This window comes from Nocardia sp. NPDC059691, from assembly GCF_042733915.1.
Lineage (GTDB): Bacteria > Actinomycetota > Actinomycetes > Mycobacteriales > Mycobacteriaceae > Nocardia > Nocardia sichangensis.
In genome coordinates, this window is record NZ_JBHWFB010000017.1 from 18,976 (window position 1) to 34,643 (window position 15,668).

Consider the following 15,668-nt stretch of genomic DNA (forward strand, 5'->3'; position numbering starts at 1 on the left):
CACTCACCTCAGCGACAAGACCGCCGAGGCCACTCGCCAGCGGATTAGCCGGTGACAGGAGGTCCTAACGAATGCGTGATGTTCTCCCTCAACTTCTCTCCTGGTGGCATGCCGGTGAAGTGGTCGGCGTCGGCACCGTAGTCGCGACCTTCGGCTCCGCTCCTCTTCCGCCAGGAGCCACGATGATCGTCGGACCCGACGGAACCTCGGTCGGATCGGTGTCGGGCGGCTGCGTCGAGGGAGCGGTCTACGACCTGGCGTCGGCGGCGGTCAACTCTCGAACCCCGGTCCTCGTGCGGTATGGGATCTCTGAGGAGGACGCACTGGCGGTAGGCCTGACCTGCGGTGGCACCCTCGACGTCTTCGTAGACAGAGTCAGCCGCCAGACCTATCCCGAACTCGATACGATTGCCGCCGACATCGAGGTGGGACGCGCGGTCGCGGTCGCGACCGTGATCGAGCACCCGAACCCCGCGAGACTTGGTCGCCGACTCGTCGTACGCCCCTCCGACGGGACAGCCGACCGCGCGAACACCGGGTCGAAGGGAGCCACGCCCGCCCGAACGGTATCAACGCTCGGGTCCACGCGGCTCGACGGCATGGTTCGGGACGATGTGTTGAGTATTCTCGCCGCCGGTCATAACGCGACACTGAGTTACGGGCCAAACGGTGACCGGAGTGGCGAGGGAATGCGTCTCTTTGTCTGGACCTGCGTTTCCCGGCCGCGACTAATCGTGTTCGGCGCCACAGATTTCGCGACCGCGTTGACCAGAGTCGGAGGATTACTCGGGTACCACGTTACCGTCTGCGATGCTCGACCGGTCTTCGCAACGAAGACCCGGTTTCCCCAGGCAGATGAAGTCGTTGTCGACTGGCCTCACCGCTACCTTCGCCGAGAACGCGACGCAGGCCGGATCGATCCCCGAACAGTGATCACAATCCTCACCCACGACCCCAAGTTCGATGTGCCCGTCCTGACAGAGGCACTACGACTGCCCGAGGTGGCGTACATCGGAGCGATGGGCTCCCGCAAAACAAATACCGACCGCCTGGCTCGACTACGTGAGGCAGGACTAGCCGCCAGCCAGGTTTCGAGGCTTCACAGTCCGCTCGGCTTGGACCTAAGAGGCCGCACCCCCGAGGAGACCGCGATCAGCGTCGCGGCAGAGTTCATCGCGACGCGCTGTGGCGGCACCGGCCGGCCCCTGCGCGACCTCACCGGGCCTATTCACTCCCTCGAGACGAATCGTCTCGAATCACCACGGCTGCACAAGTTTCATGAGAACGTCGAGCCTACGTTGTAACTCCAGCTCGGAATCCTACTCGTCGTCTTCCTCCTGAACTACCGCCGAATCCCTGTACCGGTTATCTTTCGGCGTCGGCAGCGGTCCCGCCCCACCCGCCTACCCGAGTTGCGCTGTGCTGACCCGATCAGCGCGCCCCACCTTTCCTCGGAGAGTTTTTTCGGACAATCGGCACTGTCCTCCGGCCGCGGTCACCGCGGTTCCCATATCGAGCGCGGCCCGTTGGCTTCTTCCAAGATCAGCCACGTCTTGGTCGACCGGACCCCATTCAGAGCATGCAGCCGCTCGAGCACCAAGTTGCGAAGTGCGGTGTTGTCCGGTGCTCGAACCAGAACGAGGACGTCGAAATCACCACCCAGCAATGAAAAATGCTCTACGAACGGCAGAGCACTCAACTGACTGGCAACCCCTTTCCACGAGCCCTGCCGGATTGAGAGCGCAATAAATGCAGACGCGCCGAAGCCTGCTCGCTCGTGGGCGATGCGGGTGGTGAATCCCTCGATCACCCCCACCTTCTGCAGTCGCTCGATTCGTACGTAGGCGTGGGCACGGGAAATGTGCACTTTCTCTGCGAGTGCCCGCACCGAGATTCTGCTGTCGTCAACGAGTTCCTGGATTATCTGCCGGTCAATCGCATCGAGTACATAAGGGTCGTTTGTGTCGGTGGCCATCTGTCCATCTCGGCGTGGTCGCTCACACGGCAGTGAGACATTCTGTCACGTACTCGGACATTGTAGTCCGTTTGCCTTCGTTTTCCGCATAGCGTTGTCGTTTAGCCGCTTGCTTGCGAGGATCGGCAGGACACAATGTATTTGGAGGCAATGTGACGCTCGTGGAGCCTGTCGATGCGCTGCAGTACCGGAAGTTCCTCCCGGCGGATACCGCGGTGCAGTACCTGGATGCGGCGGGTCAGCCGAAACAAAGTGAGGCACGGTATCCGCGCCCGGACGATGACCGGCTCATCGAGATGTATCGGAAAATGGTGCTCGGGAGGCGGTTCGACCAACAGGCGACCGCCCTGACCAAGCAGGGGCGATTGGCCGTGTACCCGTCCTCCCGTGGACAGGAGGCCTGCCAGATCGCGGCAGCGATGAGCCTGCAGCCTTCGGACTGGATGTTCCCCACTTACCGAGACTCCGTCGCCCTGGCCGCCCGCGGGATCGATCCGGTAGAAATCCTCAGCATGTTTGCCGGTGACTGGCACTGCGGCTACGACCCCGCCACTCACCGCACCGCCCCGCAGTGCACCCCTCTGGCAACACAGCTACTGCATGCCGCCGGCCTGGCCTACGGCGAGAACCGCAATGGCAACGACACGATCGCGCTGGCGTTCTGCGGAGACGGCGCCACCAGCGAAGGCGACTTCCATGAAGCTCTGAACTTCGCAGCCGTGTTCAAGGCGCCGGTCGTGTTTCTGATACAGAACAACGGATTCGCGATCAGCGTCCCCCTCGCGCGACAGAGCGTCGCACCCAGTCTCGCGCACAAAGGTGTCGGCTACGGCATCGGCTCCGAGCAGGTCGACGGCAACGACCCTGTCGCGATGCTCGCGGTGATGGACGAGGCAGCACGGTTCGTCCGCGCGGGCAACGGGCCCGTTATCATCGAGGCCCACACCTATCGGATCGACGCGCACACCAATGCCGACGACGCCACCCGGTACCGGGACTCCTCCGAAGTCGAGCAGTGGCTACAGCGCGACCCCCTTGCACGTTTGGAGACCTACCTGCGCGGCAAGGACCTGATGGACGACGCGTTCGCCGCCGCACTCGCTGCCGAGGCCGAAACAGCTGCCGCGGAGCTACGGTCAGGAATGAACATCGACCGTCCCGCCGATCCACTCGACCTGTTCCGGTATGTCTTTGCCGAGCCCACCCCACAGCTGCACGAGCAGCAGGCGCAGGTGCAGGCCGAACTCGCTGCAGAGTCCGAGGAGAACTGACATCGTGCCCACACTCACCATGGCGCAGGCACTCAACGCCGCGCTACGCGACGCCCTGACCGCGGACAAGAACGTCGTAGTCTTCGGCGAAGATGTCGGCACACTCGGCGGCGTGTTCCGGGTAACCGACACGCTCGCTCGTGATTTCGGCGACGACCGCTGCTTCGACACCCCGCTGGCCGAGTCCGGCATCATCGGCTTCGCGATCGGCATGGCGATGGCCGGATTCAAGCCCGTGGTCGAGATGCAGTTCGACGCGTTCGCCTACCCGGCGTTCGAGCAGATCGTCTCGCATGTGGCGAAGATCCGGAACCGGACCAAGGGCGCGCTGTCAGTCCCCATGGTCATCCGCATTCCCTTTGCCGGCGGTATCGGCGGCGTCGAGCACCACTGCGATTCCAGCGAGGGCTATTACGCCCACACTCCCGGTCTCAAGGTGGTCGCGCCCTCCACTGTCGAGGACGCCTACACCCTCCTGCGACGGGCGATCAACGACCCCGACCCGGTGATCTTCCTCGAGCCCAAGCGCCTGTACTTCACCCGTGCGGATGTCGATCTCTCCATCGGGTCCCCGATAGGGCAGGCTGCCGTGCGCAGGACCGGCAGCGACGCAACCCTGATCGCCTACGGGCCGTCGGTCGCGGTCGCACTCGAAGCCGCCGAGGCCGAAGGAGATGGCCACGCTCTCGAGGTGATCGACCTGCGCTCGATCGTGCCATTCGATGACCAGACAGTGATGAAGTCGGTTCGTAAGACCGGACGTTGCATCGTAATTCAAGAAGCGCAGGGCTTCGCCGGGGTGGGTGCCGAGATCGCCGCCCGCGTCCAGGAACGATGCTTCCACCACCTGCAAGCTCCGGTCCTACGGGTCAGCGGATTCGACATCCCCTACCCCGCCCCGAAACTCGAGAGGCTGAACCTGCCGGGCGTCGACCGAGTCCTCGACACCGTCGACCGGCTGCAATGGAACGACACCGTCGATACACGCTGGGCGGTGACCGCATGAGTCACCAGGTGTTCGTGCTTCCCGACCTGGGTGAGGGCCTGACCGAAGCCGACATCGCCGAATGGAAAGTCAAGATCGGCGACACAGTCACCATCGACCAGGTGGTCGTCGAGGTCGAGACGGCCAAGGCGATTGTCGACGTGCCGATCCCATTCGAGGGCACCGTCATCGCCCTGCACGGCGACGAAGGCGCCACACTGAAGGTCGGCACACCTCTGATCACCATCAGCTCTGTGGGCGACGCCGCCACAACAGACGCTGTCCAGCCTGGACACAAGCAGTACCGAACCGAGGAGCGCGCCGGATCCGGCAATGTTCTCATCGGCTACGGCACCCGCGAAGCCACCCGCAGGCCCCGCCGACGCGTGCGACCGACCGCGACCATCGCAGTGGGAGCGGAAATCAAGCCCACAGCCTTGCCCCCCACCACCTCTGCGGTCCGCGTGATCTCGCCCGTCGTGCGAAAGCTTGCCCGCGAGAACAATGTCGATCTTGCGCAAGTCGCGCCCACCGGTCCAGGCGGCATCATTCGTCGCGCCGACGTCGAACTGGTTCTTGCAGGCGCCGACTCTTCGAATAGCTCAGTAACGCGCACAAGCCGGGATTCCCAGAGGATTCCACTCAAAGGCCTCCGCAAGGCCGTCGCGGAAAAGTCCTCGACCAGCCGCCGAGAGATCCCTGATGCCACCACTTGGGTGGACGTCGACGCCACCAACCTCGTGCAAGCCCGTCACACGATCAACGCATCACTACCTGAGAACGAGCGAGTCAGTCTATTGGCCCTCCTGGCGCGGTTGACCGTCGCCGCGCTGCAGCAATTTCCGGAGCTGAACTCGACTGTCGACACCGATCGTGAAGAAATCATCCAGTTCGCACACGTACACCTCGGCATCGCTGCCCAAACTCCGCGTGGCCTGGTCGTTCCGGTAATCGAGCACGCCAACTCGCTCACGACCGCGCAGCTCACGCGGCAGCTGCAGCAGGCCACGTCGCTCGCTCGCGACGGCAAACTGCCGCTGGCACGGCTGACCGGCGGCACATTCACCCTGAACAACTACGGGGTCTTCGGAGTCGACGGAAGCACCCCGATCATCAACCACCCAGAAGCCGCGATTCTGGGCGTCGGCCGCATCATCGATAAGCCCTGGGTGCTCGACGGTGAGCTGACCATCCGCAAGATCACCCAGATCTCGCTCAGCTTCGATCACCGAGTCTGCGACGGCGGCACCGCCGGCGGATTCCTCCGGCTCTTCGGTGACTATCTCGAGAACCCCATTGTCGCCTTGGGAAGGCTGTAGATGACCGGCACACACAGCGACGTGCTCATCCTCGGCGGCGGCTCCGGCGGCTATTCCTGCGCGTTCCGCGCCGCCCAGCTCGGGCTGTCCGTCACATTGATTGAGGCCGACAAGGTCGGAGGCACCTGTCTGCACCGCGGCTGTATCCCTACCAAAGCACTGCTCCACGCCGCCGAGATTGCCGACAACATACGAAACAGCATGTCGTTCGGGATCAGGGCGACGTTCGACGGAGTCGACATCACGGCGGTCCACGAATACAAGAACAGCACCATCGACCGCTTGTACAAGGGATTGCAGGGGTTGGTGGCCCACCACAAGATAACCACCGTAAAAGGCCGCGGCACCTTCATCGGTGACCGGACGATCGCTGTCGATGGCATCCGCTACACCGGTACCTCGATCGTCCTGGCCACCGGGTCCCACGCTCGCACCATTCCGGGCATCGCGATCGGTGAGCGGATCGTCACCAGCGATCACGCGCTCGATCTCGACTTCGTACCCGAGTCGGCGATCGTGCTCGGCGGTGGCGTCATCGGCGTCGAGTTCGCCAGCCTGTGGAACTCGTTCGGCGCCGACGTCACCATCGTGGAAGCACTCCCCCGTCTCGTCCCTGCCGAGGACCCGTGGTGCTCGAAACAACTCGCCCGGGTCCTCCGCAAGAGCGGGATATCGATCCGTGTCGGAACCAAGATCGCGGCAGCGAAGGAGTCCGCCGACGGTGTCATCGTCGAGCTCGAAGGCGGCGAGACACTCGAAGCGGTTGTATTGCTGATCGCCGTCGGTCGTGAACCTCGCACGGTCGGTAATGGTCTCGCCGAACACGGCATAACCCTCGACCGTGGGTTCGTTGTCGCCGACGAGCGCCTACATACCGGTGTCGACGGGGTATATGCGGCCGGTGACATCGTTGCCGGGCTTCAACTCGCGCACCGGGGGTTCCAACACGGCATCTTCGTGGCCGAAGAGATCGCGGGGCTCGCGCCTGTGCCTGTGGCCGAGCATCTGATTCCAAGGGTGACGTACTCGCATCCCGAGGTCGCATCCGTCGGGCTCACCGAGAACGCGGCGCGTGAGAAGTACGGCGACGTTACCGCCGTGGTCTACGACCTCGCCGGTAACGGTAAAAGCCAGATCCTGAAAACCACAGGTGGTATCAAAGTCGTCCGGGCCGGGGGTGTGGGCACGCCGGGACCGGTAGTAGGGGTGCACATGGTCGGCGATCGTGTCGGTGACATGATCGGCGAGGCTCAGCTCGCGGTCGGGTGGGAGGCACTTCCCACCGACGTCGCGTTGTACATTCATGCCCACCCCACACAGAACGAGGCACTCGGGGAAGCCATGCTTGCCCTCTCAGGGACCCCACTTCACGCGCATGGCTAATTGATAGGAGGTAGTTCAGCTGCAAACCTGCCAGCTCCATGCGAGGACAGCTCACACCCCTGGCCTCGCTCATGGACATCTCTTCTGTCGCTGTTGCTTTACTGTGGTCGTCGGTCAGACAGCCGGATGTGGGCGTGTCATCTGCGGCCCCGATGTCGCAGACGCTCCCGATTTGGTGGGCCGGGCGCGTTGTCCGCGATATGGCCTTGTTCTGCGCGCACCTGAATGACCACAGGTTGCGGGTCGTGGCCGGCCTCCACCGGGCAGATCGGCAACTTGGGCACTGTTGCCGCGTAGTTGAGTATCACCGTCGACCACGGCGCCTCTATCACCACGCTCGGTCTCGCCGCTCCTCGATTACCTGCGCTGCACAAGCTGCGGGAAGCATCACGGCAACTGAGAAAACGGCAGCTTGCATGCATTGATGTCCAAATGGCCTCATGGGCACCGGCGGATGCCGAATCAGTAACGGTTCCGCAGGCAGCATCCCCCTTCGATTCCCGACACAACCCAACATCTGCGTGGCGACAACTACGAAAGGCTGATTCATGAGTCTGCACGACACCCTGCGCTGGCAGGGGGAACTGACAGCGACCCGACACGACCCCCAAACCGGGGCATCGTTCGTCATCCGCATCTCCTCCACAAGCCTCGGACCAGCAGCCGGCGGCACGCGGGCGGCTCAGTATGCCTCCTTCGCAGACGCCCTCGCTGATGCCGGCAAACTCGCCGACGCGATGACCTTGAAGATGGCTGTGAGCAATCTGCCCATGGGGGGTGGCAAATCGGTCATTGCCTTGCCCGCCCCGCGCAAGGACATCGATCAGGCCACCTGGAACCGGATCCTAACACTGCACGCGGAGAACATCGACAAGCTCAAGGGCAACTACTGGACTGGACCCGACGTCAATACGAACTCCGCCGACATGGACACTCTCAGCGAAACAACGAAGTTCGTCTTCGGACGCTCCCCTGAGCGCGGGGGCGCCGGGTCGAGCGCGTTCAACACGTCGCTCGGGGTGTTGGCGGCGATGAAGGCAACGGCTGCTTACCGTGGCCTGGGGACCCTTGACGGGCTCCGTGTGCTGATTCAGGGACTGGGGGCAGTCGGCAGTGGAGTGGCCAGGCTTGCGGCGGACGCCGGAGCACGCCTCCTGGTCTCCGACACCGATCCGGCTCGAATGGCATGGGCGCAGCAACGCGGATATACCGTCGTCGGCGTCGACGAGATTCTGCGGACACCATGCGACATCTTTGCGCCTTGCGCCATGGGAGCGGTCATCGGCACCGATGTCGCCGCGGAGCTGCCAGCTTCCGCCGTCGTCGGTGCAGCCAACAATATCCTCGCCGACGACCACGCCGGGGCCATACTCCGTGAGCGCGGCATCCTCTACGCCCCAGACTTCGTCGCCAATGCCGGTGGGGCATTCCATCTTGTCGGCCGGGAGGTGCTCGGGTGGGACCGCGAGACCGTCGAAGAACACACCCGCGGGATCGGCGACATCTTGACCGAGGTGTACACGTTGGCGGAAAGCAGCAGGATCACAACTGATCTTGCTGCACGCGCCGTGGCTCGCACCCGCCTTGAGACAAGCCGCGCCGAGACTGCCGCTTGAAGCTGGCGCCGCCACCACCCGGCAAGTAGCCATCGCGGTACGAAAGTGTCCACCTGGCTCGGCACTTGACGCTCTCTATCGGCGCACCCCGTCGGGAACCACAGGTACCAGTCGATCGGCGCCGGGTCTGTCAGGAACCTTTGGGGATGGAGGTGATGATCCCGAACAGGTGCTGAAGCAGCCTGCCGCCGCTTCTGCGAGGAGGATCACCGTGAACGACAACACAACTCGGTCTGCTAGTGATGGGTTGGATGTTCGGATCGCGCATGAACTGGTAGAGCAGGCCCGCTGCGAGGAGCTGTCGTTGACCGGGCCGCTGGTCTGTTGACGGCTGTGCCCCGCCGCGTCATAGAAGGCCGCTCTGGAAGCGGAGATGCCGAGCATCTCGGATACGCCAAGGGCGATCGTGTAGTGACGGCCGAGATGGAGGCTGACAATCACCGCAATGGCACCAGCCGCACGATCGTCCATACGATATCGGGCCGGTCACCGTGGAGGCGCCCCGGGACCGGGCCGAAGAGTTTGGGCCACAGATGGTGCCCGAGCATGCGCGGCGGGTCACCGGGTTCGACGAGGCGGCGGTCAGCCTGTATGTCAAAGGGTTGACGACTGGGGAAATTCGCACTCATCTAGCCGAGATCTACGGCGCCGACGTCTCACGGGAAACGATCTCGAAGATCACCGACGCCGTGGCCGCCGAGTTGGCCGAATGGCACGCTCGATCGCGCCGACGCCGATTTCAGAATTGCATTGGCGCGCTTGAGTTCTGCGTTCTCACGCCACAACCGCTTCGGCTCCGCGGACTCAGCAGAAGTGACGCCCCGGAAGTCACCGACGTCGATCTCGGCCTGCCACACCCGCGTCCGGACCGTTTCCGGATGCGTGGCTCCCAGCAGTTCCGCGACCGCCCGCATCGCAGACCACTCCGACGAATGCCGGCCATGGACCTCCACGACCATCCGCACCGCCCGCTCACGCCACTCGGCCGGATACTTCTTCCTCGACGACACGGCCAAGATATGCAGTCTCTCTACCTGCCAAGGCGATCCAAACGCACCTCGTAATGCCGGTGCTGGACGACGGCGTCACCGATTGAAGCCACTGGCCGACGTCAGGTCTGCTGTGCGCCTGCTATCAGCGGGGCCAGAGAGTGCGTAAACCGAGTCCGACCCTTGAGGCCCTGCTCGGAACATCAACACAGCCGGGAAGAGCGGACGAGTGCCGAAAATTCTCTGTGGTGAAGCCAGTTCTCAGAGCGAGAAGTCGAGAATCAGCCGCTCCCTCAGACCACCTGCCGCCAGCAACCGATGCGCTTCTGCAGCCTGCTCCGGTGCCATCGCCCGGGTCCGGAGTGGACTCAGTACACCCTTGTCAACCTGTTGCCGAAGACGATCCAGCGCGTCACCATCCGTCAGGCGCAGATCCACCCGAGCCCGCAGCACCGAGATCCCCCGCCCCGGTTCCGGCCCTTCCCACGGACGCACTACCGCCAGTCTGCCACCGGTTCGGATCGCCGGCACCACTGCCTCACCCAGCACCGCCGCATCCACCAGCGCGTCGACGCCGTTCGGTTCGACCTCGCGGATCCTCTCGGCGACCTCGGGCCCCCGGCGAACGACCTCGTCCGCGCCGAAGGAGCGCACCAGCACCTCGTCGTTATCGGCGGCGTCGGCAATTACCCGTAATCTCTCGGCCTTCGCGAGCTGGATGACATATGCACCAACGGCACCGGCAGCACCGATCACCGCGATCGTCGCCCCCGGTTGCAGATCGAGCCGATCGACGATGTCGCGCGCCGTCAAGCCGTTCATCGGCAACGTTGCGGCATCAGTGAAATGCAGGCCGCTCGGTATCGCTGCGGCGGCTTCGGCAGCGACAACCACCCAATCCGCATAGGACCCCCCACCAACCGCCATCGTGCCCTGGGCAGTCGCAACCATCACCCGCACACCGGCACGCCATGACGCGCCGGGGCCTACCTCGTCGATCACCCCAGCGGCATCCATACCAAGTACGTATGGCGGATCCCACTCGGGTCGGCCACGCCGACCCGCACGGATCACGGTGTCTGCGGGGTTCACTCCCGCCGCATGGACTCGGATTCGAATCTGCCCCGGTCCCGGATGTGGTTCGGACAGATCGAGAACCTGCAGTTGCTCCGGACCGCCGAACTCGTAAATACCAACAGCTCTCATGATCTAGGCAACGTTCCGCAGGTGCCGATTAGTCCCCACCCGGACAACCCGCCGGATTCGGTTGTAAAGCAATCACGCATGAACCGCCTTTTCTGCTGTCGCCTGCCAAGGTGATGGGTTCTGGCACAGATAGTGTGATCATTACGAGGGTCGCCGAATTTCGGCAGTCGAGCAGGACAGTTGTGGCTGAGTAGTGCTCGCTTCCGGAGCATGTCCAGGTTTGATCATACAAAGCACTGCTGTTTGAGGGCCTTGACCTTGTTCACGGTGCCCACAGTTGGACCATTGCTTCCAGGGCAGGGTGAGCCCGGCAGTGACTGCGGCGAGATCGTGCTCGAGGCCGGCCGCGAACGAATGCAGCGCGGAAAGGTCGTCGGCGCTGACTGGTCCATCCATTCGGATAGCGGGTCACCGCGCCGGTCACGCATCATGACCGCGAACGCGCCGATGTGGCGGCGGGTGGTCGCGAGTTCCGGACAGCGGGCCAGGATCTGGTTCAGTTGTTCGTTGTCGTCGCCTGTAAGGGTTTCAGGGTCGCGCATGATCCAGGGAGGTGGCAGCGGCAATCACCTCGTCCGGTGAGGCGGCAATCACAAAGCGCCGCACTTCTTTCCGATCGAGGCTGAGTTCCTTGGTCACGGAATCGTTCTTCACGACGTCCAAGACGGAACTCGTGCACATTCGCTCCCGGCCGATGCTGGCCCAGTTTCGGAAAGAGACGTTCGACTGAATCGAGAACTACTACAACACTCAGCGAAGGCACTCTACGCTGAATTATTTGTCACCAGAAGATTATTCGTCAGGGTACAGAGAAATCAGTCAGATTGCGGCTTGGTCCGGTGTCCACGAAACCAGGAACACTTTAGCGGAACTTCCTCCGGATAGGGGTTGCACGATCTACTCGTCGGCGATGATGGTGCGTGTAGTAGCTATACGAACCGTCGAATACCGATTCGTATAGCGGCGTAGCGTTCGGACGAAAGCCTCCTCAATGACTCTGCCCGGCAGCGAACCACTCCGCCGCCGACGGCGCTCCGTTTGTCACGAGGGTGCCCGTTCGCTTGGCTCTACCGATCCTACTTCGGGCGCCTGTCTACAAGCCGTCGCGCTTTACCAACTGACCGCTCGATTGAGTCGGGGGGCAGGACATCAACGACGACACTGACCCCGATTCGCTGCTTGATCAGCTGTTTGAACACTACAGCTGCGGCCGTGCGGTCCTCCGAAGAAGCCTCGGCGCGGCTTTCCACGCGAACGGTCAGGCGGTCCAGGCGTTCGGGGCGGTCGAGGACACACTGGAATTGGGGCGACAGTGCGGGGACCGTCAGGATGAGCTCCTCGATTTGTGAAGGAAACAAATTCACGCCCCGCAGGATGATCATGTCGTCACTGCGGCCGGTGATCTTCTGCATCCGCCGCATGGAGCGGGCGGTGCCAGGCAGCAGCCGGGTCAGGTCCCGGGTTCGATACCGCACTACCGGGAACGCTTCCTTAGTCAGCGAGGTGAAAACCAGCTCGCCCTCGGTACCGTCGGACAGCACCTCGCCGGTCTCTGGAGCGATCACCTCCGGGTAGAAGTGGTCCTCCCAGATGTGCAGGCCGTCTTTGGTCTCCACGCACTCCATCGCCACGCCGGGCCCCATGATCTCGGATAGTCCATAGATGTCGACGGCCTGAATGCCCAGCTTCTGCTCGAGCTCGGTCCGCATGGACTCGGTCCACGGCTCGGCGCCGAAGATGCCGGTGCGCAGGGAGGTGGCGGCCGGGTCGATGCCGTGCTCGATCATGGCGTCGATCATCGTGAGCATGTAGGAGGGGGTAACCATGATGGCGTCGGGCCGGAAGTCCTGAATTACACGGATTTGCCGCTCGGTCATGCCGCCGGACATGGGCACCACCGTGCACCCCAGGCGCTCGGCGCCGTAGTGCGCGCCCAGCCCGCCGGTGAAAAGCCCATAGCCATAGGCGACGTGCACCATGTCGCCGCGGTTCACCCCGGCGGCGCGCAGGCTGCGGGCGATCAGGTCGGCCCAGTTGTCCAGGTCCCGGCGGGTGTAGCCGACCACAGTGGGCCTGCCGGTGGTGCCGGACGAGGCGTGGATGCGGTTCACCTGGTCGCGCGGCACCGCGAACATGCCGAACGGGTAGCTGGCCCGCAGTTCGGCCTTGGTGGTGAACGGGAAACGCGCCAAGTCGGACAGTTCCCGCAGGTCCGACGGGCGCACGCCCGCGGCATCGAAGGCCGCGCGGTAGTGCGGAACATTGGTGTAGGCGTGGTTCAGCGACCAGCGCAGCCGCTCGAGCTGCAGAGCCGCGAGGCGGTCGCGGTCGGCGAACTCGATGTCAGTGTCGGAGAGGTTCTCGGGTGCGGGAGCGGCGGTGCTCATGGCGGAGTCCTTCATGAACGCGGTCAGCAGTCGAAGTCGACCGTGAGGGTGTCAGTGGTCGGATAGGTCTGGCAGGTGAGTACGAAGCCGGAGGCGACCTCGTCGTCGTCCAGTGCATAGTTGCGGCGCATGTTGGCCTCGCCTTCGCAGATCAGCGCACGGCAGGTGCCACAGACACCGCCCTTGCAGGCGAAGGGCAGGTCGGATCGGATCTGCTCGGCCGCGTCCAGGATGGTGCGGTCGCGCGGTAGGTCGGCGGTGGTGGAACGCCCGTCCGAGGTGATGGTGACACGGCTGGTGGGACCGGTCTGCGCGGCCTGCGGGTGCCGGTCCGGTGCTGGCGGCGCCTCGCCTACGTAGAACAGCTCGCGGTGGATTCGTGCCCGGTCGAGACCGAGCTCGGCGAGCACCGTCGTCGCGTCGGTGACCATTCCCAGCGGACCGCACAACCAGGCGTGATCCACGGCGTCGAAGGGAACCAGATCCGTCAGGATGGCACGGATCCGGTCGGCGTCCAGGCGTCCGGAGAACAGCTCCACGTCGCGCGGCTCTCGTGATAGGACGTGGATCACCGACAGTCGGGGACCGTAGCGATCCTTGAGGTCGGCGATCTCATCGGTGAACATCACCGACTGGGTGCGCCGATTGCCGTAAAGCAGGGTGACGCGCGCACCGGGGTCGGTCAGCACCGAGGCCGCGATTGACATCAGCGGTGTGATGCCCGAGCCGGCCCCGATCAGCAGGTGACGAACGCCGCCGACCGGGTCAGCGGTGAAGGTGCCAGCCGGTTCCTGCACTTCCACACGGTCGCCCTGCGAAACTTCGCGTACGAGCCAGCGGGAGAACAACCCGGCCGAGACCTCCCGTACCCCGACACGCGGAGCGTGCCCGACGGGGGCGCAGATCGAGTACGAGCGCCGATGCTCGACGCCGTCGACCTCGCGCCGCAGGGTCAAGAATTGTCCGGGTCGGAAGCGGAACCGCTCGCGCAGCTCATCGGGCACCGCGAAAGTGACGGCCACGGCGTCGTCGCACAGCCGTTCCACCGCCGAGACGGTCAACATGTGGAACGCCGTCGCCCGCTGCTGGGGCGCGGGTCGCTCCGTTGCGGTCGTCATCTCAGATCTCCTTGACGTGGTCAAACGGCTCTTGGCACGTCCGGCACCGGTAGAGCGCCTTACACGCGGTGGCTCCGAACTCGGAGATGCGCTCGGTGTCCGGCGAGTCACAGCGTGGGCAGCGCACCCGCCGTCGGGCGGGGATCAGGGTCAGCGCGACCGGACCCCGGCGCGGCGCCGGGCCCGGTGTCGAGTAGCCGTGCTCGCGTAGCTTGCGGCGGCCGTCCTCGGTGATCCAGTCGCTGCTCCAAGCAGGGGCGAGCACTGTGTCGACCCGCACTTGCGGGTAGCCGCTGCCGCGCAGCGTGCGAGCTATATCGGCGCGGATCTCGGCCATGGCCGGGCATCCGGAGTACGTCGGCGTGATCGTCACGACAATGGTCCCGTCCACGTCGGAGCGCACATCGCGCAGCACACCCAGGTCGGCCAGGGTCAGTATCGGCATCTCCGGGTCCGGCACGGCCGCGGCGAGTTCGCACGCGGTGTCGAGGGTGTCGGCGGCCACGCTCACCACCGCCCTTCAGGATGGGCACGGGCCACGCTCTGCATTTCGGCGAGCAGGGCGGCGAGGTCGCCAGTGTGCTCGCCGATGCGCCCGATCGGCGCGGACGCTGTGGCGGCCGGCAGCGTCAGGTCGGCGGCACCGAGGATGGTGGCGACGCTTCGGTCGAAGTCCGCAGATAGCTCGGCCGGATCGGCAGCGATACCGGCGCCAGTGAGTTCCCGCTCCTCGTCGGTGGTGGCGAACAGTTCCGCGATGTACGGGGCCAGCGCCCACAGCCCGTTCTCGATGCGGCGCCGCGACTCCTCGGTGCCGTTGCCCAGCACCACCACCCAGCGCCCGGCGTAGTCGCGATGATAGGTGAGCTCCTTGAGGCCCTTTTCCGCGACCGCCGACAGTACCGGGTCACCGGATTCGCGGAGCCGGTCGAACAGCAGGGTCCGCCAGGTGATGAACAACAGCATCCGGGTGACAGTGTGGGCGAAGTCCCCGTTGGCGACTTCACACATCCTCACGTTACGGAAGTCCGGCGCGTCACGGAAGAACGCCAACGCATCCTCAGCAGGGACGGGTGAGGTCTGCGAGATCACCGGCACTACAGCGGAATCCGCGGCCGCCGCGCGGGCGAACAGTAGCCGAGCCTGTCCGAGCAGGTCCAGGCCGATGTTGGCGAGGGCGACTTCCTCTTCGAGTTCGGGCGCGTGGGTGCACCACTGGGTGAGCCGCTGGGCGCTGACCAAGGCGTCGTCGGCGAGCATCAGGCAGTAACGCGCCAGGGCGGTGCGGTTCACACCCTCGGGCACCGAGGCGTCGACACCGGCCAGTGGGTCGTCGAAATCGCCGCCGAAGGCCCACCGACCGTGGTCGTCGCCCTCCAGCAGGCCGGAGTAGGCGTTGTCGTGATCGATCATGGCTGC

13 protein-coding genes and 2 pseudogenes are annotated in these 15,668 nt (G+C 64.4%); 7 read left to right on the plus strand and 8 right to left on the minus strand.

The features are described from left to right. The first annotated feature begins 71 nt into the window (after window positions 1-71). A complete protein-coding gene (locus tag ACFV2O_RS30850) occupies window positions 72-1,304 on the plus strand; it encodes an XdhC family protein (RefSeq protein ID WP_379254999.1) in 1,233 nt (410 codons plus the stop codon). Window positions 1,305-1,495: 191 nt separating this feature from the next. Here the strand turns inward: ACFV2O_RS30850 and ACFV2O_RS30855 are convergent, their stop codons facing one another. Beyond that, complete coding sequence (locus ACFV2O_RS30855) at window positions 1,496-1,975, minus strand: Lrp/AsnC family transcriptional regulator (RefSeq protein WP_039797584.1); 480 nt, start codon at window positions 1,973-1,975, stop codon at window positions 1,496-1,498. 152 nt (window positions 1,976-2,127) lie between these two features. Between ACFV2O_RS30855 and pdhA the strand changes: the two genes are divergently transcribed. The 6 genes and pseudogenes from pdhA to ACFV2O_RS30885 form a co-directional block, all read left to right on the plus strand. Beyond that, entirely contained in the window at window positions 2,128-3,246 is a 1,119-nt protein-coding gene (pdhA, locus tag ACFV2O_RS30860; RefSeq protein WP_039797582.1) for a pyruvate dehydrogenase (acetyl-transferring) E1 component subunit alpha, read from the plus strand. Between the two features lie 4 nt (window positions 3,247-3,250). Next, complete coding sequence (locus ACFV2O_RS30865) at window positions 3,251-4,252, plus strand: alpha-ketoacid dehydrogenase subunit beta (RefSeq protein ID WP_379255000.1); 1,002 nt, start codon at window positions 3,251-3,253, stop codon at window positions 4,250-4,252. Continuing rightward, complete coding sequence (locus tag ACFV2O_RS30870) at window positions 4,249-5,550, plus strand: dihydrolipoamide acetyltransferase family protein (protein ID WP_379255002.1); 1,302 nt, start codon at window positions 4,249-4,251, stop codon at window positions 5,548-5,550. The genes ACFV2O_RS30865 and ACFV2O_RS30870 overlap by 4 nt, the downstream gene beginning before the upstream one ends. Next, a complete protein-coding gene (gene lpdA, locus ACFV2O_RS30875; protein WP_379255004.1) occupies window positions 5,551-6,933 on the plus strand; it encodes a dihydrolipoyl dehydrogenase in 1,383 nt (460 codons plus the stop codon). It begins immediately after the preceding gene. A gap of 548 nt (window positions 6,934-7,481) precedes the next feature. After that, window positions 7,482-8,549 (plus strand): Glu/Leu/Phe/Val dehydrogenase dimerization domain-containing protein, encoded by a 1,068-nt coding sequence (locus ACFV2O_RS30880; RefSeq protein WP_379255006.1) that lies wholly within the window; start codon window positions 7,482-7,484, stop codon window positions 8,547-8,549. Window positions 8,550-9,082: 533 nt separating this feature from the next. Continuing rightward, window positions 9,083-9,226, plus strand: a pseudogene (locus tag ACFV2O_RS30885) (transposase); the annotation flags it as partial. A 48-nt stretch (window positions 9,227-9,274) separates the two neighbouring features. Here the strand turns inward: ACFV2O_RS30885 and ACFV2O_RS30890 are convergent. The 7 genes and pseudogenes from ACFV2O_RS30890 to paaC form a co-directional block, all read right to left on the minus strand. Then, window positions 9,275-9,508, minus strand: a pseudogene (locus ACFV2O_RS30890) (IS3 family transposase); the annotation flags it as partial. 291 nt (window positions 9,509-9,799) lie between these two features. Beyond that, the gene (locus ACFV2O_RS30895) at window positions 9,800-10,744 is read right to left on the minus strand and encodes an NADP-dependent oxidoreductase (protein ID WP_039797577.1); all 945 of its coding nucleotides are present in this window, start codon (window positions 10,742-10,744) and stop codon (window positions 9,800-9,802) included. 224 nt (window positions 10,745-10,968) lie between these two features. Continuing rightward, the gene (locus ACFV2O_RS30900) at window positions 10,969-11,286 is read right to left on the minus strand and encodes a hypothetical protein (RefSeq protein ID WP_157170788.1); all 318 of its coding nucleotides are present in this window, start codon (window positions 11,284-11,286) and stop codon (window positions 10,969-10,971) included. Window positions 11,287-11,820: 534 nt separating this feature from the next. Beyond that, window positions 11,821-13,131 carry a phenylacetate--CoA ligase PaaK gene (paaK, locus tag ACFV2O_RS30905; RefSeq protein WP_039797606.1) on the minus strand — a complete coding sequence of 437 codons (1,311 nt, stop codon included), beginning with the start codon at window positions 13,129-13,131 and terminating at the stop codon, window positions 11,821-11,823. A gap of 23 nt (window positions 13,132-13,154) precedes the next feature. Next, on the minus strand, window positions 13,155-14,249 hold the full coding sequence (gene paaE / locus ACFV2O_RS30910) for a 1,2-phenylacetyl-CoA epoxidase subunit PaaE (protein WP_039797576.1): 1,095 nt from the start codon (window positions 14,247-14,249) through the stop codon (window positions 13,155-13,157). Window position 14,250: 1 nt separating this feature from the next. Beyond that, entirely contained in the window at window positions 14,251-14,763 is a 513-nt protein-coding gene (paaD, locus tag ACFV2O_RS30915) for a 1,2-phenylacetyl-CoA epoxidase subunit PaaD (protein ID WP_051020665.1), read from the minus strand. Continuing rightward, window positions 14,757-15,662: a 1,2-phenylacetyl-CoA epoxidase subunit PaaC gene (gene paaC, locus ACFV2O_RS30920; protein WP_379255009.1), complete on the minus strand. Its 906-nt coding sequence runs from the start codon at window positions 15,660-15,662 to the stop codon at window positions 14,757-14,759. Before paaC ends, paaD begins: the two co-directional genes overlap by 7 nt. Window positions 15,663-15,668: the final 6 nt, after the last annotated feature.

What these genes read in the sequence shown, in the direction of transcription:
- ACFV2O_RS30850 (WP_379254999.1), top strand. Translation starts at nt 72, where the DNA reads ATGCGTGATGTTCTCCCTCAACTTCTCTCCTGGTGGCATGCCGGTGAA.
- ACFV2O_RS30855 (WP_039797584.1), bottom strand. Translation starts at nt 1,975, where the DNA reads ATGGCCACCGACACAAACGACCCTTATGTACTCGATGCGATTGACCGG.
- ACFV2O_RS30870 (WP_379255002.1), top strand. Translation starts at nt 4,249, where the DNA reads ATGAGTCACCAGGTGTTCGTGCTTCCCGACCTGGGTGAGGGCCTGACC.
- lpdA (WP_379255004.1), top strand. Translation starts at nt 5,551, where the DNA reads ATGACCGGCACACACAGCGACGTGCTCATCCTCGGCGGCGGCTCCGGC.
- ACFV2O_RS30880 (WP_379255006.1), top strand. Translation starts at nt 7,482, where the DNA reads ATGAGTCTGCACGACACCCTGCGCTGGCAGGGGGAACTGACAGCGACC.
- ACFV2O_RS30895 (WP_039797577.1), bottom strand. Translation starts at nt 10,744, where the DNA reads ATGAGAGCTGTTGGTATTTACGAGTTCGGCGGTCCGGAGCAACTGCAG.
- ACFV2O_RS30900 (WP_157170788.1), bottom strand. Translation starts at nt 11,286, where the DNA reads ATGCGCGACCCTGAAACCCTTACAGGCGACGACAACGAACAACTGAAC.
- paaK (WP_039797606.1), bottom strand. Translation starts at nt 13,131, where the DNA reads ATGAGCACCGCCGCTCCCGCACCCGAGAACCTCTCCGACACTGACATC.
- paaE (WP_039797576.1), bottom strand. Translation starts at nt 14,249, where the DNA reads ATGACGACCGCAACGGAGCGACCCGCGCCCCAGCAGCGGGCGACGGCG.
- paaC (WP_379255009.1), bottom strand. Translation starts at nt 15,662, where the DNA reads ATGATCGATCACGACAACGCCTACTCCGGCCTGCTGGAGGGCGACGAC.